The following is a 25,416-nucleotide window of genomic DNA, read 5'->3' as shown; positions in this document are numbered from 1 at the left end:
CTCTCGTGGGAGAAGGACAATGCGTGATTATTTAACAACTAAAAATCTTAGCAATGATGATTTTTATACGCTTATAAAAAAAGCTTTGTATTACAAACAACACGATGGCTTTTTTAAAAATTATGAAAATCAAATCATAGCTAATTTATTTTTTGAAGATTCTACAAGAACAAGGACAAGTTTTGAAGTTGCTGAGCTTAAGCTTGGCTTTAGAGTGCTTAATTTTTCTGCTAGTAGTTCAAGTGTAAATAAAGGCGAGAGTTTATATGATACTTGTAAGACTTTTGAAAGTCTTGGAACTAGCGTTTTAGTAATTAGACATAAACAAAATAATTATTTTGATGATTTAGTAGGACTGAATGCTAAAGTGGTTAATGCAGGTGATGGAAGTGGAGCACACCCATCTCAATGTTTGCTTGATTTAGTAACGATTTATGAGCATTTTAATACTTTTAATGGTTTAAAAATAGCAATAGTTGGAGATATAAAAAATTCTCGTGTAGCAAAATCAAATAAAGATGCGCTTGAAAGACTTGGAGCTAAAGTATTTTTAGCTGCACCTCCTATTTATCAAGATAATTCTTATAATGAATACTATAAATTAGATGAAATTATAGATGAGGTTGATGTTTGTATGCTTTTACGCATTCAACACGAAAGACACGATAAAAACGAATTAGATTTAGAAAAATATAGAAAATCTTTCGCACTTACAACTAATAATTATAAAAGATTAAAAAATGATGCAATCATAATGCACCCAGCCCCAATTAATCGTGGAGTAGAGATTGATAGTTGTTTGGTTGAATGTGAAAAATCAAAGATTTTTACCCAAATGAGTAATGGTGTATTTGCTAGAATGGCAATACTTGATTATGTGTATGAAAGGATTTAAAATGCTTCTTAAAAATTGTAATGCATTTATAGATAATAAATTTGTTAAAACTGATATTTTAATTGAAGGTAAAAAAATAGTAAAAATAGCTCCTAATATTGATTATAGTGGAGAAATAATTGATGTTAAAGGTAAGCTTGTTAGTGCGGGTTTTGTTGATATTCATCAGCACCTACGTGAGCCAGGATATTCACACAAAGAGAGCATAAAAACAGGTTCAATGGCGAATGCAAAAGGTGGAATTACTACAGCTTGTGCTATGCCAAATCTAAAACCTGTGCCTGATACTTTAGAGAATTTAAAACTTGAATTAGATTTAATTCAAAAAGATTCTTGTATGAAAGTTCTTCCTTATGGAGCTATTACTATGGAAGAAAAAGGTCAAAGCTTAGTTAATTTTAGCCAATTAGCTCCTTTTGTTTTTGCGTTTAGCGATGATGGAAGAGGTGTTGCAAATGCAAAAATTATGAAAGATGCAATGAAAGAATGTGCGAAATTAAATAAATATGTAATTGCACATTGCGAAGATTTAGACCTAGTTGAAGGCGGTCATATGCACGATGGAGTTCAGTCTAAAAAATTAGGAATTAAAGGAATTTCAAGTTCAAGCGAGAGCGTGCAAGTTGCAAGAGATATGCTACTTTGTAAAGAATGCAATTCAAATTATCATGTATGCCATATAAGTGCTAAAGAAAGTGTTGCGATGGTTGAGTTTGGCAAAAAACTTGGAGTAAATATAAGTTGTGAAGTAACTCCACATCATTTAATTTCTTGTGATGAAGATATTAAAGAAGATAATGGAATGTGGAAGATGAATCCGCCTTTAAGAAGCAAAGCTGATAGAGATTATTTAATAAATGCTTTAAATGAAGGCATAATTGAAGTAATAGCAACAGACCATGCACCACATTCAAAAGACGAAAAGCAAGGTGGATTTAATAAGGCTTATTTTGGAATTATAGGAAGTGAGTTTGCGTTTTCATTGCTTTATACAAAATTAGTAAAAACTAATTTAGTAAAACTTGAAACAATTCTAAACGCTTTTAGCACTAATCCTAAAAAAAGATTTAATTTAGAAAATGCAGGGGAGCTTAAAGTTGGTTCGATAGCTGATATTGTAGTAATTGATTTAGATAAAACTTGGGAATTAAAAGAAGATGAAATCGTTAGTTTAGGCAAGAATACGCCTTATTTAGGAAGTGTATTAAGCTCAAAAGTAGAGCTTACAATTTGTGATGGAAAAATTATTTTTAAAGGAGAATAAAATGCAAGATGTAAATAAAATTTTAGTTATAGGAAGTGGTCCTATTATAATTGGTCAAGCAGCAGAGTTTGATTATGCAGGAACTCAAGCTTGTTTATCGCTTAAAGAAGAAGGTAAATATGTAATATTAATCAATTCAAACCCAGCTACTATTATGACTGATAAAAATATTGCTGATGAGATTTATATAGAGCCAATTACTTTAGAATTTGTAACAAAGGTTATTAAAAAAACTCGCCCTGATGCAATCTTGGCTACCTTAGGCGGACAAGTTGCTTTAAATATGGCAATAGAATTAGATAAAGTAGGGATTTTAAAAGAATATAATATAAAAGTATTAGGTTCTAGCTTAGATACTATTAATAAGGCTGAAGATAGAGAATTATTTAGAGCATTAATGAATGAATTAAATGAACCTGTTCCACCAAGTGTTATTGTAAATAATACAAAGAGTGCAATTTCTTTTGCTAATGAATGTGGTTATCCTGTTGTTGTTCGTCCAGCATTTACTATGGGTGGAACTGGCGGCGGAATTTGTGAAAATGAAGCTGAACTTAAAAAAATAGCTAGCGAAGGCTTAATTTATTCTCCTACTAGACAATGTTTAATTGAAAAATCAATAGCAGGATTTATAGAACTTGAATATGAAGTTATAAGAGATAGAGCTGATAATGCTATATTAATTTGCGATATGGAAAATATTGACCCTGTTGGAATTCATACAGGTGATTCATTGGTTGTTGCACCAACTCAAACACTTGAGCCAAAAATCAAACAACAAATGATAGATGTTGCTATTAAATTAATAAGAGCATTAAAAATTGAAGGTGGTTGTAATGTTCAAATAGCTTTAAACCCAATTACAAAAGAATATTTTATTATTGAAGTAAATCCTAGAGTTTCACGCTCAAGTGCTTTAGCTAGTAAAGCAACTTCATTTCCTATAGCAAAAATCGCAGCAAAAATCGCAATAGGCAAAACTTTAGATGAGATTAAAAACGAAGCAAGTGGTTTAAGCTATCTTGAGTATAAACCAAATCTTGATTATATAGTTACTAAAGCTCCTAGATTTGCATTTGATAAGTTTAAAGATGCTAATCGTTATCTAGGCACTCAAATGAAAGCAACGGGTGAAGTAATGGGCTTAGGAACTAGCCTAGCTGAAAGTATTTTAAAAGCTATTAAATCACTTGAATATGGAATTTGTCATCTAGGTCTTAAAAACGGCGAAACATACACAGATGAAAAAATCAAAAAGCGTTTAATTAAAGCTGGAGATGAAAGAATATTTTTCATAGGAGAAGCTTTAAGGCGTGGAATTAGTGTTGATGAGATTATGAATCTTACTAAAATGCAAAGATTATTTATAGATACATTTAAGCAAATCATTGACACAGAACACGAATTAAAAGAGAAAAAATTTGATATTCAAGCACTTACAAAAGCTAAGCAAATAGGACTAGCTGATAAAATTATCGCACATCGTTGGGAATGCAAGCAAAAAGAAGTGTATGAATTAAGAGCTAAAAACAATATAAGACCTATTTATAAATGCGTTCAGCCGATGGATTATAAAAATCTAATTCCAAGTTTTTATTCAACTTATAATAAAGAATTTAAAGACACAAATGAAATTAGCAATAAGCAAAAAATCATAGTTTTAGGAAGTGGCCCTATTAGAATTGGTCAAGGAATTGAGTTTGATTATTCTAGCGTGCATGCTATTTGGGCTATTAAAGAAATGGGCTATGAAGCAATAATAATTAATAACAATCCTGAAACATTATCAACTGATTATAGCGTAGCTAATAAGCTTTATTTTGAGCCTTTAAGCAATGAAGAAGTTTTAGAAATTATTAATATTGAAAAACCTTTAGGGGTAATTGTTAGTTTTGGTGGTCAAACTGCTATTAATTTAGCTGAGTTTTTAGAAGCAAATGGAGTTAAGATTTTAGGCACAAGTTTAGATAGTATAAATACTGCTGAAGATAGAAAATTATTTGAAAAATTAATGAGTGATTTAGGCTTAAATCAACCTAAAGGAATTACCGCAATTAGTGTTGATGAAGCTATCAAAAATGCTAATTTAATAGGCTATCCTGTATTAGTTCGTCCATCGTTTGTTTTAGGTGGTAGAGCTATGCAAGTTGTATTTAATGATGAAGAACTTAAAAAATATATGCAAGAAGCAACAGAAGTAAGCCTTGATAAACCTATATTAATTGATAAATATTTATGCGGAAAAGAGCTTGAAGTAGACGCTATTTGTGATGGAGAAAATGTTTATATACCAAGTATTTTAGAGCATATTGAAAGAGCAGGTGTGCATAGTGGAGATAGCACAGCAATAACTCCAAGTGTTAGTATAAGTGATGAGGTAAAAGAAGAAATTATTAATTACACTAAAAAACTTGCACTTGCTTTAAAAATTAAAGGACTTTTAAATATACAATTTGTATATTTTGAAAATAAACTTTATGTATTAGAAGTAAATCCAAGAGCTTCAAGAACATTGCCGTTTTTAAGTAAAGTAATTAATAAAAACCTAGCAAATATAGCTTTAAAAGCTGCTTTAGGAATAAGCTTAAAAGAGCAAGGAATTACTAAAGAATTTGAAGAAATACAAGGAATGTATTATGTAAAAGTTCCTGTATTTAGCTTCTCAAAATTATCTTTAGTTGATACAGTTTTAGGGCCTGAGATGAAAAGCACTGGAGAAGTTATGGGAACTAGCACAAGTGCTAATAAAGCACTTTATAAAGGTCTTGTTGCAAGTGGCGTTAGGATAGAAGAATTTGGCGGAGTATTATTTAGTATTGATGATAAAAATAAGGCTGATTCACTTGAGCTTGCTCGTGGATTTATGAACTTAGGTTATAAAATCTTAGCTACTAAAAATACAGCAATTTATTTTAATAATCACGGAATTAATGCAATTAGTGTTAATAAATTAGGCGATGAAGATGACATAATTTCAAAAATTGTTAATGGAGAAATTACATTAGTAATTAATACCCCAAGAGATGCAAAAAATAGCCTTAGTGATGGATTTAAAATAAGACGCGCAGCAAGTGAGAGTAAGGTTGCAAGCTTTACAAATCTTGATATTGCAAAAGCTTATTTAAAGGCTTTAGAAGAAATATCATTAAGCGTGTATTCTTTATAATTTTTAAGAATTTAAACTCATTTTTTGAGTTTAAATTCCTTTTTAATTTTAGTATAAAATAAATATTTTTTAAACTCCTAATCAAGAATGATTATTGCTTAGTCTATGTATTAAATAAAAAAAGTTAAGATTTAAATAAAAATATTTTAAGGAAAACAATGTTATTTACAAGAGCTAGTGAATATGCTTTAATTAGTTTAATTTACATTGCAAAACATAAAAGTCCAATAGATGTAGATACTTTAGCAAGTGAATTAAATATACCAAGAAGCTTTTTAGCAAAAATATTACAAAATTTAGCAAGAGCGCATATTTTAAAATCTTATAAAGGTATTAATGGTGGTTTTATTCTGGCAAAAGAACCAAATTTAATAAATATAAAAGATGTCATAATATCTGCTGAAAAAAAAGAGCCTTTAGTTTTTGAATGCACAGGAGATGATAAGTGTCCTAGCAATAGGCACGATACTTGTAAAATATATCCTATAATTACCAACTTACAAGATAAAATAAATTCTTTTTTAACTGATATTACCTTAGAGCAGATTTTAAAATAATGGCAAAACAAAAAAATACTATGCTAAGCCTAGTAGCTCCTTATTTAGAGCCACTTGTAAAATTTAAAAGTCTTTCTATGGTAGGTTTAATAGTTGCTATTTTAGCAATTATTATCGTTCCTTTACCATCTGGAATACTTGATTTTTGCTTAGCACTTAGTATTGCTATATCGGTTTTGATGATTTTAATAGCTATGTATATTCCAAAACCGACTGATTTGACTACTTTTCCAACATTAATTTTAATAATTACTCTTTTTAGACTAAGCCTTAATATCGCAACCACTAGAATGATTTTAAGCAAAGGGCATGAAGGTCCTGCTGCGGTTAGTGATATAATTGCTAGTTTTGGAGAATTTGTTGTAGGCGGAAATTATGTAATAGGGGTTGTTGTATTTTGTATCTTAGTATTAATTAATTTTATGGTTGTTACAAAGGGTTCAACTCGTGTTAGTGAAGTTCAAGCTAGATTTACGCTAGATGCAATGCCAGGAAAACAAATGGCAATTGATGCTGATTTAAATGCAGGGCTTATTACAGAAGAACAAGCTAGAGAAAGGCGTCAAGAAATAATAGGCGAAGCGAACTTTTATGGAGCTATGGATGGTTCTTCTAAATTTATTAAAGGTGATGCAGTTGCAGGTATAATCATTACTATTATTAATATAGTTGGCGGACTTTTAATAGGTATGTTTCAGCACGATTTAGAATTAAATGCTGCTGCTTCTAGTTATACTATTTTAACTATAGGAGATGGACTTGTATCTCAAATCCCAGGATTAATCACTTCAACAGCAACAGCTATAATTATTACTCGTGCAAGCAAAGAAGAAAAACCATTTGCTGAAAAATCTTTAGAGCAATTATTTGGAGATTATAAAACTTTATTTATAGTTGGGTTTATTTTGTTCGTATTTGCTTTAGTCCCTGGTCTTCCTACTATTTCACTAGGTTTTATGGCTTTTGTATTTGGTGGGCTTGGCTTTTTACTTATGAAGACTAAAGATGAAGATTTATTAAGTCCTAAACCAAAGCAAAAAGGAGCAGCTCAACAACCAAACACAAGTGGAGCAGCACCAGCTCAAAGCACAACACCACCTAGAAAAAGTGAAGCTGAAATTGCAGCAGAGCGTAAAAAGAAAAATGAAGAAAGCTTAAATCTTGAAATGCTTGAATTACAAATCGGATATTCTTTAGTAAAAGTTGCTGAAAGTGATTTAATAGATAGAATTCCAACAATGCGTCAAACAATAGCTAAAAATCTAGGTTTTTTAATGCAAGATATTAGAATAATTGATAATATTCAATTAGACCCTAATGAATATGATTTTAGAATTAAAGGAATTTCAATTGCAAAAAATATTATATATCCTGATAAATTTTTAGCAATTGATAATGGTTTTGATGAAACCGATGAAATAGAAGGAATAGAAGTAATAGAACCTGCTTTTGGTTCAAAAGCTATTTGGATTGACCCAAGTGAAAAAAATAAGGCTACAATGAGTGGTTATGTAGTAGTTCATCCTGGTGCAGTAATTAGCACACATTTAAGTGAGTTGGTTAAAGAACACGCAGCCGAACTTTTAACTAGGCAAGAAGTAAATTCTTTATTAGATAGATTAAAGCTTACTCAAAGTGTATTGGTTGAAGAAGTATTGAAAATCACTTCAATAGGTCTTATACAAAAGGTATTAAAAGAATTATTAAAAGAGCAAATTCCAATAAAAGATATGATAAGTATATTAGAAACAATATCTGATTTAGTGCCTTATACTCAAGATATTGATACAATAACAGATCATGTAAGAGCTAGTCTTAATAGAGTAATTACTAATATGTATTTAGATGATAATAACAAACTACAATTTTATGCACTATCAATGCAAGTGAATAGGCGTTTATTGGAAATGCTAGTAACTAATAAGAACGGCACAACAACCCTAGCAATCAATACAGAGCAAACCCACGCTTTATATACAGCAATTAGCGATAAAGTAAAAGAGCATTATAATATGCATTCAAATACTTTTATATTATTAGTAGAACCTAGTCTTAGAAGAAAGATAAAAGAGATTTGTGAAAGATTTGGATTAAAACAAGTTGTTGTTCTTGCTTATAGCGAGATTGCAAATAACGCTGATTTTGATAATATAGGTAATGTTGATGCAGCAATTTAGAAAGGAAAATAATGAAAATATATCACCTAAGCCACACTGATTTAGATGGATATGGTTGCCAATATGTGGTAGCTAATTATTTTAAGGATTGTGAATTTTATAATTCTAATTATGGCAAAGAAATTGAAGAAAAATTTGAAGAAATTATGATAAAAGTAGAAGCAAATCCTGATGAATTTGCTCTTATTTTAATAACTGATGTAAATCCTATTGAAAGTGTTTGCGAAGAATTTACTTCTAGGGTTGCAAGGCTAAATCACGCAAAATTATTATTGCTTGACCATCATCAAACAGGCAAAGCTTGTATGGAAAAATATCCTTGGTATTTTTTAGATAGTTCAAGGTGTGCTACTAAGATTACTTATGATTTTTTTAGTAAAATTTTTGGAGAAAATAAAGAGCTAAGCCTAATGGTAGATATTATAAATAGCATTGATATTTGGCTAAGTGATAGCAAATATTTTGAATTAGGCAAAATCTTAATGCAAATAATTGCTAGTAGTAAGGAGATAAATAGAACTATGTTTGCTAAGCAAAATCACGCTTATATGTTCTTTTTATTAAACAAAGCTAGAGAATATTTTCATCTTGAAAATCCAAATATTGCTTTAGAAGATGCAACCCATAGTATTAAAAAAGAGTTTTTTAAAAATGACAAAAACGATACTTTGTGTAATTTAATAAGCGATTATTTAGTAAGGATTTTAAGCGAAAATAAGCAAGATTATACGATTTATTATAAAGATAAAAAAGGCTTATTAGTCTATGATATAGGAAATGTTAGCGTTATAGGGAATGATTTTTTAGTAAAAAATCCTGAATATGATTTCTTTTTAGAAATTAATCCTGGCAAGAAAATCTCTCTTAGGGCTAATAATAAAATTGATGTTAGCTTATTTGCAAAAACGGCTTTTAATGGTGGCGGTCACGCAAATGCTAGTGGCGGGATATTTACAAGTTATAAAGATAGTAGTGTATATTCTAAGATTTACGAACAAACTAAAACTTATTTGGAGAAATTTAATGAAAAATGAAGAAATTGAAGATTTAATGTATGAGATTGCTTTAATGCACAAAGCTGCTTTGTATTATGCAGGAGTTAAGAAAAACTGCCTAGAAAAGGCTGCATTTACTTATCTTGAGCTAATTGATGAAGCTAAGAGTGAAGATGATTTTGAGCTTATTTTAGAAACTATGGCTTTATTAAAAGACAAACACCCTGAGTTTTTTAACTAAAATATAAATATAATTAGTCTAATTTAAATTCTTAGAATTTAAATTAGAAAGATATTTTATAAGCGTTCTAATTATTTAAATTAATCAAAACCTTACCGATTTTATTGTTATTTTTTACACTTTTTAAAGCTTGGTTTATATCATTTAGGCTAAAAATCTCACCGACTGATGGGCGGTATTTTATATTATCTAGCATATAAGATATTTGATTAAGCTCTTCGCCGTTTTTATTAACAAACATAAAATGATACTCACAGCCTACTTTTTTAGCGGCATTGTTTAGCTTAAATCCTGCAAAATAAAATAAAATCTGCTTTAGTTTTGAAAGCTTCAAGCTTTTAGTAAATTTCATATCAGGCATACCCTTTAAAGATACTAACTTTCCACCTTTATTTAGGATTTTAAACTGCTTAAAAGTTTCATTTCCACCAATGCAATCTATTACAAAATCTACTTTAATTTTTGTATAATCATCGCTTTTTGAAAAATACTCGCAAACGCCTAATTCTAAGGCTTTTTGCTTAAAATTAGCATTTCCGCTAGCATATATTTTAAACTCTTTTGCAAGTGGCAAAGCAAGATTTCCAAAACTCCCACTAGCTCCAGAAATAAATATTGAGTTTTCATTTTTAGCATTCATTAATTTAATAGCTTGTAAAAATGTTAAAGAGGCTAATGGCACGCAAGCTGCTTCATCATCTTTTAAATATTTAGGCACTTTTGCTATATACTTATGATTTATCGCTACATATTCAGCAAATGCTTTTTCACACATTGCATAAACTCTATCCCCAACTTTAAATTCTTTTACATTTTTACCTATGCTAGTTATAACTCCTACTAATTCATTGCCTAAAATTAGTGGTAATTTATAAGGAGTTATTATATTTAGTGCACCATCTTTTATAAGATTATCTAGTGGATTTACGGCTGCATAAGTTACTTTAATTAAAACTTCATCATCTGTTATTTTTGGAATATCAATTTCTTTTATTTCTAAATCACTTTTAAAATTATTTAAAACTGCTGCTTTCATAATTTTCCTTTAAATTTAATTATTTTTTTTATGCAATTATATATACATAGCCATTAAAATCTCGCATTACAAATTCTTTTATTTCATAGCTGCCTTTAGATTTGCTAGAAACGAAAACTCTTATTTAATCCTATTTATATCTTGTAGCATTATCTAGACATTTTTAATTGACAAAAGTTTTTTAATCTCTTATTTTTGTTCTATGCAAAACCCAAGCTTTTCATAAAACAAAATTGATTTATTTATGCTCGTTACAAATAAAAATGTTTTTGTGTTTTTAACACACTTTTTATAAAGCTAATTTTATTTTTAACTAAGCAAAAATATTCTTACTTAGTTAAATTTATATATAGCAATTACATTAAATCACTATTTTTATATAGATTTTTTAGTTAAAAATAATTAAATATATTTATTTAAGTTGCATAGCATTCTCACAACCTATATTGTTGCCTAAATCACAAGCTTTATTGAAAAAATGTTTAGCTATTTGAGTATCTTGCTTTATACCTTGTCCTTTAAAATACATAAACCCTAAATTGATACAACCTATTGCATTATTTTTCTCACAAGCTTTATGATAGAATATTACAGCCTTAACAAAATCTTGTTTTTCACCTTCACCTTTTTGGTATAAAGTTCCTAAATTACTACAAGCACTCGCATAGTTTTTATCGCAAGCTTTTGTATAAAATTGAATTGCTTTTGTATAATCTTGCTTTACACCCACTCCAATATTATATAAAAATCCCAAATTATAACAGCTAACAGCATACTCATCACTACAAGTTTTAGTATAAAGCTTTACTGCTTTTGCATAGTCTTGTTTTGTGCCATTTCCGCTAACATATAAACCAGCTAAATTATTACAACTATAAATAAACCCACCTTCGCAAGATTTTTTATAAAGATTAAATGCTTTAGTGTAATCTTGCTCTACTCCTTGTGCGTTTTCATATAAAACTCCTAAATGATAGCAAGCTTCAAAATCTTCATCATTACAAGCTTTTGTAGCTAGTTGTGCAGCCTTTTGATAACCATAATTATCTTTATAATTAGAACCTAAGAGAACGCAAGCAATGTAATCATCTTGATCGCATTTGATTTTTTCTAGCATATTTGTTTTAGAACAACCGATAATGCAAATGCTTAAAAGTATAAAACACAATAACTTTTTCAATTTATCTCCTTTTTCGGAAGTAAATTATACTAATTTGTCATTTTAAATTATTATTTTAAGCATTTATTATTTTGTTTAGAATTTGATTTTCGTATTCTTTTAGGTATTTTTGCGTATTGCTTTTTTTATAAAAATCATAACAAGCAAAGGTTTTAAGCACACTTGTTTTAGCTGATTGGTTTGCTTTATGAGAGCTTACACTTAGCTAATCAGTTTAAACCATGTAAGAAAAATCTATTTTAGTTTTGAAAGCTTTAAGTCTTATCTAACTTTAAAAAATACTAGCAAACGCCTAATTCTAAAGCTTTTTTAAAATTTTTATACAACTTATTTTATGTTACTTAACTAGCATTTTATACTTAATAAGGACTTATTAAAAATCTATGTTTTAAATTCTTTTACTTTTATCTAAGTTAGTTATAAAATTAAAAGATTATTTAGTGGATAAAGTCTTATAGTTTATTTTATAAATTCTTTATCCACTAGAATTTAAATATTAATTTTTTAGCTAATTTTTGATAATTCCTTTATTTTCTCTATAGCTTCATTATTTAAACCAAATCTTCTTGAATACTTATTCACACAAGAATCATCTAAAAATTCTAAAACTATTTCTTTTGCACTTACATTTTGACTTAAATTTTCTTTAATCAATCTTGTGATTTCTTGCAAAATCTCTGCACTGATATTTAATAAATCAATTTGTATGAATTCTCCTTCAAAAGCTTTTGGACTTTGTGTAAATTCTTCTTTATTTTCTTTAGAATACTGCCTTCTTGGTTTTGCTATTCGTTTTTCAAATACCACATAACCTAATGAGTTTTTATTCTCACTTGGCTCTTTTATAAGCTCGTTAGTAATTAAGAAAAAATCATCAATAAATACCCCAACTCCATTCTCATCAGCTCTTAAACTAACTTCAAATCCATATAAATTCTCTTCTTTTTCTTTACTAAAAAACTCATTTTCTAGCTTTTTATACACTTCATCATTAAAGCATAAAATATCAAATTCTCCACCTTCATCAACCACTTTAAGCTTAGCAAAGGCTTTATTTTTTTTGCTTACTTTAAATTCTGCTTCAGTTACTATTCCTAAGCAAAAAGCATTGTAATCTCCATAATCAGCCTTGTTAAAATCGCTACTTTTTAAGTATTCAATATTTTGAGTTAGATGAGAAAATCTTTTAATATCGCCCTTAATTTTCTTACCACCCTTTTTACTAAACACTTCATATCCAAGAGCGTTTTTATCATCAGTATTTACACCTATTTCACTAGCATTTACTTCTATTAAATTATTTAAAAATAAAGTATTTTTTGCATTATCTCTTTTAAGATTTAAAATAAATGCGTAAAGAGATTTTTTGGTTTTTACATCTTGAGCTGCTAGGTTCATTGCTTTATATTTTGATGCTAAAACATCTATTAAATCAGGGTTAAAACATAAAATATTAAAATTTGAATAATAATCAAGCGCTTTAATATTTGCATAGCTTTTACCGCTTTTGCTTTGTTTAAAATCAACTTCTTCAATAATTCCTAAGCAAAATGCTTGATATTCCCCATCATCTAAATTCTCAAAATCACTACTTTTATAATGCTCAATTGATTTAATTTCTTTTTTAAACTCATCTAGCGGGTGTGAGCCAAGATATATTCCTAAATATTCTTTATCAAACTCGGCCAATTCTGCTACACTAAATTCTTCTTGGTTTGTAATATCAATACTACTATGATATTCTGTTTCAAATTGAGAGAATAAACTCTCTTGCAATCTTTTATCATGCTCTTTTTTTGCTTTAAACTCATTAATAATATAATCAATTGCATTTAAAGCACTTTTTCTATTAATCCCAATACATTCAAAACAACCCGTCTTAGCTAAAGCTTCTAAGCCTTTTTTATTCATATAAGCAGCATCAGCCCTTGCAATAAAGTCTTTCATATCGCTAAATGGCTTATTTCCCCTAGCTTTTGCAAGTCCTTCAGCACTAGGAATTCCAAAGCTCTTAATTGAGCCAAGCCCATAGACAATAGCAGCTTTTCCATCTTTCATAGTAACGTTAAATTCCCTTGTGCCATCGTTTATATTAGGTGGTAAAAGTTCTATTCCTAATCTATCTAGCTCATCTTTATATTTTTCAATTTTTTCAACTTTTCCCTCTTCGCTAGTTAGTAATGCTGCCATAAATTCTGTTTCATAATATTTTTTAAGATAAGCAGTCTGAAAGGCTACTAGAGCATAGGCTGCTGAGTGAGATTTGTTAAAGCCGTATTCAGCAAATTTTAAAATAAGCTCCCATAAATCATCAGCCTTTTTCTCATCAAAGCCTTGTTTTATAGCACCTTCTAGATATTCTCCTTTTAATTTTACCATTTCTTCAAGCTTTTTCTTACCCATAGCACGACGAACCAAATCAGCTCCACCTAAGCTAAATCCACCAATGGTTTGAACTACTTGCATAACTTGCTCTTGATATACAATAACTCCATAAGTTGGCTCTAAAATAGGCTTTAATTCAGGGAAAGCATATACAGCTGGTTTTCTTCCGTGCTTAATATCTATAAAATCATCAACCATTCCACTATCAAGTGGCCCTGGGCGATAAAGTGCTAAAACAGCGATTAAGTCTTCAAAGCAAGTTGGCTTAAGCCTAGCATTTAAATCCTGCATTCCCGAGCTTTCTATTTGAAAAATCCCAAGAGTATTTCCTGTTTGAATTAAATCATAAACGCCTTTATCATTTACATCAATTTTGTTCCAGTCTATATCTATATTATGGCGTTTTTTAATGAGTTTTATAGCATTATCAATAACGGTTAAAGTTTTAAGTCCTAAGAAGTCAAACTTAATCAAATCAACATCTTCAAGATAATCTTTCATATATTGAGTTACTAATGCGTCTGATTTTGGTTGTTTAAACAATGGGGTTTTTTTCCATAATTCTTCGTTTGAAATTACCACTCCAGCAGCGTGCATTCCTGCGTTTCTATTAAGTCCTTCAAGTGCTAATGAATACTCCCAAACCCTAGTTCCGATTTTGCTTTTGCCCCTTACATCATCAGGGTGGCAAACTATATTTTTATACTCTGCACGATTGTCTAAATCTTCAATGAAAGCCTTAATATCAGGGTTTTTTTCGTAAGCATCTTTTAGAGTGATTTTTAGCTCATCAGGGACTAATTTTGCTAAAGTATCAGCATCTTTTATGCGTAAATCACAAACCCTTGCAACATCACGAATAACACCTTTTGCAAGTAATTTACCAAAGGTAATTACTTGAGCTACGTTATAGCGACCATATTTTTTTACAACATAATCAATTACTTCTTCACGCCTATTTTGACAAAAATCCACATCAATATCAGGCATAGATACACGCTCAGGATTTAAAAAACGCTCAAAAAGTAGATTATAAGGAAGTGGGTCAAGGTCGGTTATTTCTAAACAAAACGATACCAATGAACCTGCAGCAGAGCCCCTACCAGGTCCAACAGGAATACCCATATCCTTAGCAGCTTTTATAAAATCATGAACGATTAGCATATAACCACTAAAACGCATATTTTTAATAATGTTGATTTCAGTTCTTAAACGCTCTTTATAGGTTTCGTGTTTGCTCTCATCAATATATACTAAACGCTTATTAAGCCCGTCCCAACAAAGCCTTTCAAATAATACATCATCATTGCTAAAGCTAAACATATCTTGACTAGGCAATTCTAAGCCGATTTTTTCAGCGTATTCAAGAGCGAATTTAAAATTTGGTGGAGTAGGGTTTCCTAAGTTTAGCTCTAAATTGCATTTATCAACTATTTCTTGAGTATTTTGCACAACTTCAGGCACATCAAGGAATAATTCGTGCATTTCTTCAGCGCTTTTTACATAGATTTCACTCATTGTATGTCTTAAGCCATTGTCTTTTTTGGCTTCATCACTTTCAGGATCAACCCCTACAATATCTCCTGTGCTAATTGCCATAAAGATATTTTGAGCTTGAGCCCTATCTTTATAAGTATAATGCGAATCGTTTGTAGCTATTACTTTTATGCCTAATTCTCTTCCTAATTTAAGTATATTTGTATCTATATTTAATTGAGAATTTATACCCATTCTCATAATTTCAAGATAAAAATCATCTTTAAAAACTTCTTTATACCAAAGTGCGGCTGCTTTTGCACCTTCATAGCCTTTAGCACCCATATCAGCATTTGTTTTTCCATTGCGACGAACTTCTTTATCATTTAAATGCCAATTAATCTCACCTGCAAGACAAGCAGAGCTACAAATTATACCTTCGCTATATTCTTTTAATAATTTTTTATTAATTCTAGGGCGATAATAAAAACCATCTATATGAGCTCTTGAAGTAAGATACATAAGGTTTTCATAGCCTTTTTGATTTTTAGCAAATAAACATATATGCCAACGGCGATTGGTTGCAGTGCTGCTTAAATCATCATCATCGTGCAAGTAGCCTTCAAATCCAATAATAGGCTTAATTCCGTGCTTTTTCATACTTTTATAAAAATGAATTGCTCCAAACATAACCCCGTGATCAGTTATTGCACAAGATTTAAAATTTAACTCTTTTAATCTTTTTGCTAATTCATCAATTTTATTTGCGCCATCTAAAAGCGAATATTCTGTATGTAAATGTAAATGTGTAAAATCCATAATTTATCCTTTAGGGCTATTTTAGTCGTTTTATCTAAAGACTTTTTAAACACAAAATCTATTTTAAATTCTTAATATTTTTATAGAATTTAAAATAATTTTGTATTTAGCTTAAAAGGAATTATTTAAAATATCTAGCATTTTTTTATGATAGGCATTAATTTCTTCTAAATCCCAGCTATTTTTAGAATAGACTTCTAATAATTTTAGACTAATTATTATTTTTTCATTTATGAAATTTTGAAAAATATTTTTCTTTTTATTAAAATCTTTATCGCTAAATTGTGAGTTTTCACTATCACTTATTAGGGCTAAATTGCCTAAGTCATCAATTTTGCTTTTGCTTTGTGGGTAAATATGCTCAACTGAATTAATATCTCTAAAGCGATAATTTGCAATGTAATTTTTATAGTTATTTTTAAAATCAACATCTTGCATTAGATAGTATTCATAGCGTTGTAACCAATAAACAATATTTGGATGATTATAATTTAAATCATCAAGATTGTCGTTTTTTGCTAGATTATCATCTAGGTTTTTTAGTTCTTTAAATAAATCTTCATCACTTTTACAAGTTAGTAAAGTTTCTAAATATTCACTAGGATTTCTAGCTACTCTTAAATAATTTAAAAACAATTCAAGCTTAGCATCCTTTAAATCTCCTAAAAGCTTATAATCTTCGTGAGTTTTTCTAACACTTCTTCTATCAAAAATAATTCTATATTCTTTTAAAGCATTTATTATTTTTATGGCGTTTTCTTTTGTTTGCTCTATTTTATTCCAAGTATTTTCTAAGAATTTTGTTTTATCAATTTTAATTTCATCTCCAAATAAAATCCTAAAAATATGCAAAACAAAAGTAGGGTAATCAATAAGGCTTTCGTATATTTTTATATTATTTTCATGATTTTTGGTATTTAAAATATCATCTATACTAAGAGCTTTGTATTCTGTATTAAAATCAGCTATTTTATCCATTTGCATACATTCATTTAAAATATTTGAATAATAAAAATATTTATCATCATCTTTTAAGAGATTTAGTAAATATGATTTTAAAATATCACTTGGATTTAATTGAATTAAATTGCTATTCATAGTTAAAAAATATTCGCCTAAATTATCATCTAAAATTACTAAATTAATTTTTATATTTTCAAAAAGGTTTTCGTTTAATTTTGACATATCGTTGTATTTAAAATACTCTTCAAAAGTATTAAAGGCATTGTCTATATTCTCGCCTAAATTATTAAAATCATAATCCCAAATAGCATCTGTTATATCTTCTCTTAAAGGCATTTTAAATCTACATTCATTTTCTAAATACGCAAAATTAAAAGCATTTGCAAATTCTCCTTCAGCTTTTTGCATTTTGTTATTTTCATAGCACATATAAGCACATAAGAAAAATATAGTGCTAAGCCTTTGTTGCCCGTCAATTATTATTAATTCATTATTTCTTAAGCTAGTTGTAATTGTGCCTATGAAATATTCTTCGTTTGCGTTTAAAATATCATCTAAAAGTGTTCTTATTTGCTCTTTATCCCATTCATATAACCTTTGATAAATCGGTATTACAATGCTTTGATTTATTTCGCTTATTTTAATGATTTTGCTATTCATAAGAAGCTCCTAAAATACCATAATTTTTAAATTCTTGCTCTAAAAATTCAAGTTGTTTAATACATTGTTTGTAAGGATAATGAGCTATTAAATCATTTAATCTATAAATTAATTCTTCTTCTATATTTGAGCTTAAAATGATTTGGATTATATATTTGCAATCTTGGATTAAAGATTGATAAGAATATTTTGTATCGTTGTTAATTGCTCTATAATAAGTAATTCTAACTACCATTCTAGCTATTTTATTAAAATCACCATCAGGGAATTTATCAAGATATACAATCAAAACAAAAATAGTATAGTGATATAAATTATTATTTACATATAGTTTTTGAAATTTACTTATAAAATCACTTTTTGCTATTAATTTTGTATTTTCATAGTGCTTTTTTACCCAAGCAAAAAAGCTAACCCCATTAGTAAAACTTGCATTTATATTATTTATATTTAATCCAGCACTAAAAGGAGTGATTTTACAATATTCATCTATGATATTAATATCTTGATAGTTTTTATTATATTCACGCATATACCCCCTAATCATAGCTATATTTTTTAAAAAATATTGAAAATAATTATTATAAATTACTCCATTATATGTAGGGTGTTCGTGCTTTTTCCCATCTTCAATAAAATCATTATATTTTTTAACATAGTAATTAATTAAATCATTATTGGTATTTAATACCCAATATGCTTTGATTAAATCATAATTTTCTAGCTTTTTGCCCTTAGTATTGATATTATCAAAAAACACAAAAGCTCTTTTTATATCATTAGTGCTAATACAAATAAAATTAGTATTTTGTAATTTATCATAAAAGTTATTATTTTGTTTTAAGTATTTTTGAATGTATTCGTAATTTTGCTTGATTTTTATGTGTGATATTTGATGATAATATTTAGCATTTTCTAAAAACTTATTATTTTTATCTAAAGCCTTTAAAATAAGTTTTATAGTGGTTAGTCTTTGTTGCCCGTCTATTATTTCATAGGTATCATTATTTTTATATAACACGATTGAACCAAGTAATTTTTCATCTTTATTTATACTTTCAATTAATTTTTTAACCTGCTTTAATTCCCATACATAAGGGCGTTGATAATCAGGTATGCTAAGATTTAGTTTGGTTAATTTATCAAAAGTTAATATGCTTGAGCTTATATTATCCATAAAAATCCTTTAGATTATAAAATTACAATTTCATTAACTCATTTTTAGCTTTTTCTAAATCATCAAGATTTAATAATAAATCAAATTCCTTAGGTTTTTTATAGACCTTATCATAATAATTGATTAAAAGTATTTTTGCTACACTTTTTAAATCCTTATTATTATAAGCAGTGCTTAGCTCATAAACTAAGGCATTTCCTAAATAAGGCTTTAATCTCTCAAGACAAAAATAAAAAAACTCCGAGCTAATGTTTTGATAATCATTCACACAATTTTGCACTCTAATATCCAAACTAGCTTCGCAAAACACCTTAATACCGCTATTCATTTGCTCGTAAAAATTATTAAATAAAGTTATAGTTCCTATGTTTTTGCTCTCTGCTTCTATGAATACTTTTGCATCTTTTAATGCTTTTAATTCATTTATTAGATTTATATCAAATTGTTGTTGGCTAGGTTGTAAAAACCCACGAGAGCCAAAAGTTGAGCCGAAATGATGGGCTAATTTTTCTAAATCTATTTTATTATCAAGTAATTTTAAAAGCCTTGTTTTACCACAAGCTGTATTTCCTGCTAGGCTTACAAAATTAGGATTTTGATAGCTATTAAGATACGAAATCATCTCGTTTCTAAGTTCTTTAAAACCACCTTCACATTTATAGACTTTAAATCCAATCTCACTTAAAATATGACCTATCGCACCACTTCGCTGACCACCCCTAGCACAATAAATATATATTTCATCTTTATGTGGGTTTGCTATATTTTGTATTTTTTTAAGATGAATGCTTGTGTTTTTGCAAATAAAACTAGCTCCTAATAATTTTGCGTTAAATTTATTAGTAGCATATTTTGTCCCTACTAATTTATGCTCTTCATTATTTAAGGCAAAAAAGTTTAAGGATTTTTTTAAATGTGCTTTTTTGTATTCATTTGGACTTCTTGCGTCTATTAAAATATTTTTATTAGTATTTAAAAATTCTTTAGCACTAATTAGCTGCATTGTAGTTTTTAAAGCTCTCTTTTATCTTTAAATATAATTCATCTAGGCTAGTCCCTATAACTCTAGTATCACAAATAGTGGTTATAAAATTAGTATCCTTATGCCATCTTGGTAAGACATGCAAATGCAAGTGTTTTGCTATACCAGCACCTGCTGCATCGCTTAAATTAAGTCCGATATTTACTCCTTGTGCATGCAAGGTTGTTCTCATAATATTTTCAGCAAATCTAGCTATTTTTGCCATTCTAAGCCAAGTTATCTCATCTAAATCGTTTAAAAACTCAACATGCTTTCTAGGAGTTATTAGAATATGTCCTGGAGAATAAGGGTATTTATTCATTAAAACCCTACATAACTCATCTTCATAAACTAGCACTTCACTATCTTCGCAAAAAGGACATAAACTTCTATCTTCTTTAAAATATTTATCACGCCAAGGTGCTTTTAGGTGTTGCATTAAGAATTCCTTTATATTTAGTATTTGGAACATTTTTTAATAATTTATCGTTAGCAATAAAAATATCAAATTGTTTTATGGTAGCTTTAAATAAATCTATATTGTTTTTAGCTAAAAACCCTAAGCTAAAACCACAATTTTTTGCAAGATTTAATAAATCATTATTAGCAATTTTATCCAAAACAATCCCATCAGCTCCGTAAATACTAGCTTTGATTAATTCATCTTCGCTTAAGTTTTTTGAATAATAAAATAAATGCTTTTTAACATAACGCCTAGCATAACCTAGCTCATCAAAATCACTGGTAATAAAAGCATCATTTAAATCATTTAAGTCATAGCTAAATTTAATTATTTCATTTTTAAATTCACTTAAATCTCTTGGATAAAACAGATTAAATCCAAGACTTTTTATTAGAATTTCTTTGCTTAATTCTTGCATTTATTTATCCTTTGATTATGCAGTTTTATTTCATCTTCATTTAAAACATCTTCGTTTTGTAATACTTTTTGCATAGTTTCTTGTGCGTTTTTGCAATCATTTATTAAATAATATCCCCAAGCTAAAGTATCAAGAAAATAAGCATTATCAGGTTCTTGTTCTAAAGCTTTTTGTATTAGTTTTATACCTTTTGCAATATCAATTTTTTCATCAATTATTGTATAAGCATATATATTTAGCATATTAGGAGCAACGCCACCTTTAGCTACTAATTCATCTAATTTGAAATAATCAAATTCTTTAGGATTATCTAGCATTTCGTATATATATGATTCTATTAAATAACTATTATTATTTTCTTTAATTGCTTTTTGATATAAAAATTCACTAAGTTTTTTATATTCTTTTAAATTAAAATATACTTTATAAGCTAATTCATCATCTAAATTAGCTATTTCATAAAGCTCTTTTTTCTTGTTAAATTCCAATAATTTCTTAGTTATTGTGTATAAAATATCTTTATTATTTGTAAATTCATAAAGCTTCATTCCTAAGCTAAAAATCTCATCAATATCTGAAGAATTATTAAGTTCATAAAGCGCTTCTAATCTATACAGCAAAAACAATGAATAATCAGGATTTATAGGCACTAATTTAGTATATTCTTTGATATTTTTATAATCTTTTTCTTTAAATAATTTTAATATTTGTTCTGAATAGCCTTTAGGGTCTAATCTAATCGTTTTCTCCCACATATTAAGAGCTTTTAAAGCATTTAAACGCATTAATAAAAAAGGAGCTAATTCTGTATCTACTTTATTATTTTCTTCTGCGGTTTTATTAAATTCTTCTGTTAGTTTTACTACATCTTTATATTTTTCGTTAGCCATAAGCATTTCAATATATAAATATAATGAGTATAAATTGCTATATTTTTTATAATAATCTTTAGATATTTGTAAGGCTTCTTTTTTTAATCCTTGATTAAACAGCTCCTTACTCATAGCATTAGCTAGTGTAAAATCTTCGTTTTTTGATATGAATTTATAATACTCTTTTTTTGCTTGTTTATAATTTTTTTGTTCTACTAATTTAACAATATCTAGTTTTTTGATTAAATTATTATCTTTATCAATATCTCTTAAAGTATTTACTGCTTTATCCATATTTAAATTAGCAATAAAACCTTGTTTTATTCCATTTTCTAAATAAGCTTTTAATTTTGTTTCATCATATAATTTTAAATATGATTCGCTAGATAATTTAGCATTATTATTTTCGTTTAACATTGCGTTTAAACGCAAATCATCAATACTATCAGCAAAAGTAATACTAGCTAATAAGATTAGTATTAATTTACCCCAATACATTCTTTTTTAAGCTCCTTTAGGTTATTTTTAAAATATTCCCAAAACGGAAATGTTCTACATTGCATAGGTCTTGCTTCATATACTCCACAATTTTTATTAATTTCATCAAAAAATATACAAGCAAAGCCATTATTGTATGGCTTTTCAATTAGGCTAAACCTAACGCCTACTTTAATGCAATATTTATTAACAAAATCATTAAAAGTTGTATTTTTTATCTTAGCTAGTTGGATAATTTCATCGCTAGTTAAAAATATATAACCACTCTCACCCGTGCAACACTTACCGCCACACTCACTACATTTACTCTCATCAAATGAATATGAGTAATCTTTATTGTAAATCATAACTTTGAACCTTGATATTTTGATAAATTGAATTAAATTCTTTTGTTGTGCCATTACTATCGTTACATATTAAAGGTGGCAAAATCAGCACATCACTTTTGCTTAATTTTCTTGCTTTAATTAATACTAAATTTGATGGTTTTTCGGCTTTTGTGTGAATAAATCTTATTATTTCGCATTTTAAATTCGTATTTTTTAAGGTTTCAAATATTAAATCAATTTTTTTAGCATCATAACAAAAATATAAAAAACCTTTTGGTTTTAATAATTTATCAGCACTTTTTAACAATATTTCAAGTGGCAAAAAATCAATATGTCTTGAAATATTTAAATGCTTATTTTGTGCTTGCATTTTAGAATAAAATGGTGGATTAGAGATTATAAAATCATAATAATTATAAACTTTATAATCTTTAATATCACCTAAAATTACTTTATAATCAAGATTATTTTTTTCATAATTTTTTTTGCATAGTTTTACATTTTCTTCTTGAATATCAATTGCATCTATTTTTATATTTTTATTTTCGCTTAATAATAGGCTTAAAATTCCACTTCCAGCACCAATATCAAGTCCTATTCCTTTAAGCTTATCTTTATTTATAAAATCATATAAAATTATGCTATCACTATTGTAGCGATAGCCGTTTTTATATTGATAAATTATCATTTATAAACTCTTAAAATAAAGCCTTTTTTATTATCTTTTGAGTATTCAGGCTCTAAACTTGAGCTAATTAGTGCATTAGGAATTTTTGATTTTATATAACTTGCAGCACTTTTTGTTCTATCTTTTGATAATCCAAAATTAGCTAAGCGAGTTAATCTTTGCACTTCTTTGCTAGCCATATGAACTCCATCAATAGCACTTAAACTCTTAAAGCCACTATCATCAATTATAGGAGTTATCTCATATAAATAATTTTGATTATATTTTGCTAAGAATTTATCAAGTTCAAGCGAGCAAGTTTTACTAAGTCCAATTACTCCTGATTTTATATCATCACAAACAAAAGTATCTTGTAGTTTTAAACTATTTGTATTTAACGAACTTCCTTTTTGAGCTAATTCAAGTTTTTTTTCTAATTCTTGAATTTTTTCTTTTTTTGCTATTAGTTCGCTATTTTCTTGATTATAGTTATTTAAAGTTTTGATATTTATTTCATTTAGTTGTTTTAATAGCTTATCTTTTTCTTCTTCTAAGGCTAAAACTCTTTCAGAATTTGTATCCTTACTAATAGTTAATTTTAGTTGTTCAATTTCATCTAAAAGTGTTTTGTTTTCTTGTTTTGCTTTATTATTATCTAGTTCTTTAGCCGCATATTCTTCTTTTAAAGCTATATATTTTACATTTAGCTCATCATAAGCTTTTGAACTTTCGTAAAGTTTATTATTTAAGTCCTTAACATCGTTTTGTTTATTACTTAAGCTATCGTTTTTATAGTTTAAAAACTCATTATTAATTTTATTTAATTGCGTGGTTAATTCTATTTTTTCTTTTTGTAAATTATCTAATTTTGTTTTTAAATCCATATTATTTGCACTACTTGCTTTTAATTGCTCATCAATTTTTTGAAGCTTTGCTATTGTTTCACTTAAATCTTTTTCTTTTTTCTTTGAGTCTAATTCTAGTTCTTTATTTTTTAGTTGCATATCTTTTAATGCTATTTCATTTTTTGTATTTTTATCTTGTAATTTAGCATTAGATTCATTAACTTTATTTAGCTCTTTTGTAAGATTATCAAGTGAATTTTGGCTTTTATCACTTAAATCCTTAATCACTTTAGTTTGTTCGTTTTTAGATTTTTCAAGTTCTAGTTTTGCTTGAAAAACTTCATTTTTTAATTCATCTCTTTGTTTTTCAATATTTTTTAAATTATCTAATTTTTGTTCCAAATCATTTTTAACTTGATTTAGTTTTAATATTGAAGTTTTGGCATCATCTAATTTTGCTTGGAGATTTTTATTATCCAAATTAAGCTTTACAAAATCAGAATTATTATTGCTTTTTAATTCATCATTTAGCTTGCTTGCTGCTTTTATTTCTTTACTTAATTCAAGATTTTTTAAGTTAAGTTCATTATTTACTTTACTTAATTCAGCATTTACACTTTCTAAATTCCCTAGATTTTTTACTCTTTGTTTTAAAATATCATTTTCTTTAACCACATCTGTGTAATTTTTTTGATTTGCTATGATTTTTGCATTTGCTTTATCTAATTCATCTTGCAATTTTCTTGCTAAATTATCGTGTTCAAATTCGTCCATTTGTTTTTGATTACTAAGAGTTCCTAGTAAAGAATTTAGATTTTTAACAGCGTTTTCTTTATCATTTAAGCTTAATTTTAAACTATCGTTTTCGCTTTTATAATTTGCTAAATCTTCATTTAGCTTATCTATCATTTGCTGATATGAGTTTTTGCTATTTTCATTTACTAATAAACTTTCGTTATTTAAACGATGAACTAATTCATTATTCTTAGTTTCTAATTGTTCGTTTTGTATTTTTAATTTTTCAATTTCTTGATATAGATTTTCTATTTCATTGGCTTTGGTATTGCTATTTTTTAAGCTTTCTATTTGCTTTGTAAGCTTTACAATTCTATCATTTAATATCTTATAGTTTTGTTCTTCAAGTTTTGGCAATTGCACTTGTTTTGTTTGTTGTTTTTGCTCTATTTTTACTTGTGGTTTTATTGGTGTTTGGTTTGTTTTTGTGTCTTTAGATGGAATTACAAAATAAATTCCACCTAAAATAACAGCACAAGCACCTAAGCTATATAGTGTTAAATTCTTCTTAGCCAAG

General features: G+C 27.8%; 19 protein-coding genes. 7 read left to right on the top strand and 12 right to left on the bottom strand.

From position 1 onward, the window contains the following. Positions 1 to 19 precede the first annotated feature (19 nt). From AVBRAN12637_RS03250 to AVBRAN12637_RS03220, 7 genes are all read left to right on the top strand, one after another. Positions 20 to 895, top strand: coding sequence for an aspartate carbamoyltransferase catalytic subunit (locus tag AVBRAN12637_RS03250; RefSeq protein WP_214120028.1), 876 nt, complete (start codon positions 20 to 22; stop codon positions 893 to 895). Position 896: 1 nt separating this feature from the next. After that, positions 897 to 2,159, top strand: coding sequence for a dihydroorotase (locus tag AVBRAN12637_RS03245; RefSeq protein ID WP_239802738.1), 1,263 nt, complete (start codon positions 897 to 899; stop codon positions 2,157 to 2,159). 1 nt (position 2,160) lies between these two features. Then, positions 2,161 to 5,325, top strand: a complete 3,165-nt coding sequence (gene carB / locus AVBRAN12637_RS03240) for a carbamoyl-phosphate synthase large subunit (protein WP_239802737.1) — start codon at positions 2,161 to 2,163, stop codon at positions 5,323 to 5,325. Between the two features lie 158 nt (positions 5,326 to 5,483). Then, positions 5,484 to 5,882, top strand: coding sequence for an Rrf2 family transcriptional regulator (locus AVBRAN12637_RS03235; protein WP_214116657.1), 399 nt, complete (start codon positions 5,484 to 5,486; stop codon positions 5,880 to 5,882). Beyond that, the gene (gene flhA, locus AVBRAN12637_RS03230) at positions 5,882 to 8,059 is read left to right on the top strand and encodes a flagellar biosynthesis protein FlhA (RefSeq protein ID WP_214116660.1); all 2,178 of its coding nucleotides are present in this window, start codon (positions 5,882 to 5,884) and stop codon (positions 8,057 to 8,059) included. The genes AVBRAN12637_RS03235 and flhA overlap by 1 nt, the downstream gene beginning before the upstream one ends. Positions 8,060 to 8,070: 11 nt before the next feature. Next, the gene (locus tag AVBRAN12637_RS03225; RefSeq protein WP_214116662.1) at positions 8,071 to 9,093 is read left to right on the top strand and encodes a DHH family phosphoesterase; all 1,023 of its coding nucleotides are present in this window, start codon (positions 8,071 to 8,073) and stop codon (positions 9,091 to 9,093) included. Beyond that, positions 9,083 to 9,295 (top strand): hypothetical protein, encoded by a 213-nt coding sequence (locus AVBRAN12637_RS03220; protein WP_214116664.1) that lies wholly within the window; start codon positions 9,083 to 9,085, stop codon positions 9,293 to 9,295. The genes AVBRAN12637_RS03225 and AVBRAN12637_RS03220 overlap by 11 nt, the downstream gene beginning before the upstream one ends. Positions 9,296 to 9,362: 67 nt before the next feature. On the opposite strand, the gene AVBRAN12637_RS03215 is transcribed toward AVBRAN12637_RS03220, so the two are convergent. From AVBRAN12637_RS03215 to AVBRAN12637_RS03160, 12 genes are all read right to left on the bottom strand, one after another. Continuing rightward, positions 9,363 to 10,331, bottom strand: a complete 969-nt coding sequence (locus tag AVBRAN12637_RS03215) for an NADP-dependent oxidoreductase (RefSeq protein ID WP_336615307.1) — start codon at positions 10,329 to 10,331, stop codon at positions 9,363 to 9,365. A gap of 412 nt (positions 10,332 to 10,743) precedes the next feature. Continuing rightward, on the bottom strand, positions 10,744 to 11,511 hold the full coding sequence (locus tag AVBRAN12637_RS03210) for a tetratricopeptide repeat protein (RefSeq protein ID WP_336615306.1): 768 nt from the start codon (positions 11,509 to 11,511) through the stop codon (positions 10,744 to 10,746). A gap of 504 nt (positions 11,512 to 12,015) precedes the next feature. Then, positions 12,016 to 16,194: a DNA polymerase III subunit alpha gene (dnaE, locus tag AVBRAN12637_RS03205; protein ID WP_442862429.1), complete on the bottom strand. Its 4,179-nt coding sequence runs from the start codon at positions 16,192 to 16,194 to the stop codon at positions 12,016 to 12,018. A gap of 108 nt (positions 16,195 to 16,302) precedes the next feature. Beyond that, entirely contained in the window at positions 16,303 to 17,814 is a 1,512-nt protein-coding gene (locus tag AVBRAN12637_RS03200) for a DUF262 domain-containing protein (RefSeq protein WP_336615305.1), read from the bottom strand. Then, a complete protein-coding gene (locus tag AVBRAN12637_RS03195; protein ID WP_336615304.1) occupies positions 17,807 to 18,991 on the bottom strand; it encodes a DUF262 domain-containing protein in 1,185 nt (394 codons plus the stop codon). Before AVBRAN12637_RS03195 ends, AVBRAN12637_RS03200 begins: the two co-directional genes overlap by 8 nt. A gap of 22 nt (positions 18,992 to 19,013) precedes the next feature. Then, complete coding sequence (gene mnmH, locus AVBRAN12637_RS03190; RefSeq protein WP_336615303.1) at positions 19,014 to 19,994, bottom strand: tRNA 2-selenouridine(34) synthase MnmH; 981 nt, start codon at positions 19,992 to 19,994, stop codon at positions 19,014 to 19,016. After that, positions 19,981 to 20,451, bottom strand: a complete 471-nt coding sequence (locus tag AVBRAN12637_RS03185) for an HIT family protein (RefSeq protein ID WP_336613795.1) — start codon at positions 20,449 to 20,451, stop codon at positions 19,981 to 19,983. The genes mnmH and AVBRAN12637_RS03185 overlap by 14 nt, the downstream gene beginning before the upstream one ends. Continuing rightward, a complete protein-coding gene (locus AVBRAN12637_RS03180) occupies positions 20,423 to 20,893 on the bottom strand; it encodes a hypothetical protein (RefSeq protein ID WP_214116683.1) in 471 nt (156 codons plus the stop codon). The genes AVBRAN12637_RS03185 and AVBRAN12637_RS03180 overlap by 29 nt, the downstream gene beginning before the upstream one ends. Continuing rightward, a complete protein-coding gene (locus AVBRAN12637_RS03175) occupies positions 20,881 to 22,263 on the bottom strand; it encodes a tetratricopeptide repeat protein (protein WP_336609243.1) in 1,383 nt (460 codons plus the stop codon). The genes AVBRAN12637_RS03180 and AVBRAN12637_RS03175 overlap by 13 nt, the downstream gene beginning before the upstream one ends. Continuing rightward, positions 22,245 to 22,610 (bottom strand): YkgJ family cysteine cluster protein, encoded by a 366-nt coding sequence (locus AVBRAN12637_RS03170; RefSeq protein ID WP_214116687.1) that lies wholly within the window; start codon positions 22,608 to 22,610, stop codon positions 22,245 to 22,247. The genes AVBRAN12637_RS03175 and AVBRAN12637_RS03170 overlap by 19 nt, the downstream gene beginning before the upstream one ends. Next, on the bottom strand, positions 22,597 to 23,280 hold the full coding sequence (locus AVBRAN12637_RS03165) for a tRNA1(Val) (adenine(37)-N6)-methyltransferase (protein ID WP_214120057.1): 684 nt from the start codon (positions 23,278 to 23,280) through the stop codon (positions 22,597 to 22,599). Before AVBRAN12637_RS03165 ends, AVBRAN12637_RS03170 begins: the two co-directional genes overlap by 14 nt. Further along, a complete protein-coding gene (locus tag AVBRAN12637_RS03160; RefSeq protein ID WP_214116691.1) occupies positions 23,277 to 25,415 on the bottom strand; it encodes a hypothetical protein in 2,139 nt (712 codons plus the stop codon). The genes AVBRAN12637_RS03165 and AVBRAN12637_RS03160 overlap by 4 nt, the downstream gene beginning before the upstream one ends. Position 25,416: the final 1 nt, after the last annotated feature.

The sequence above is a fragment of the Campylobacter sp. RM12637 genome (assembly GCF_020137645.1).
Taxonomy (GTDB): Bacteria; Campylobacterota; Campylobacteria; order Campylobacterales; family Campylobacteraceae; genus Campylobacter_E.
The sequence above is the reverse complement of the archived record's forward strand: the minus strand, read 5'-3'. Positions and strand labels throughout refer to the sequence as shown.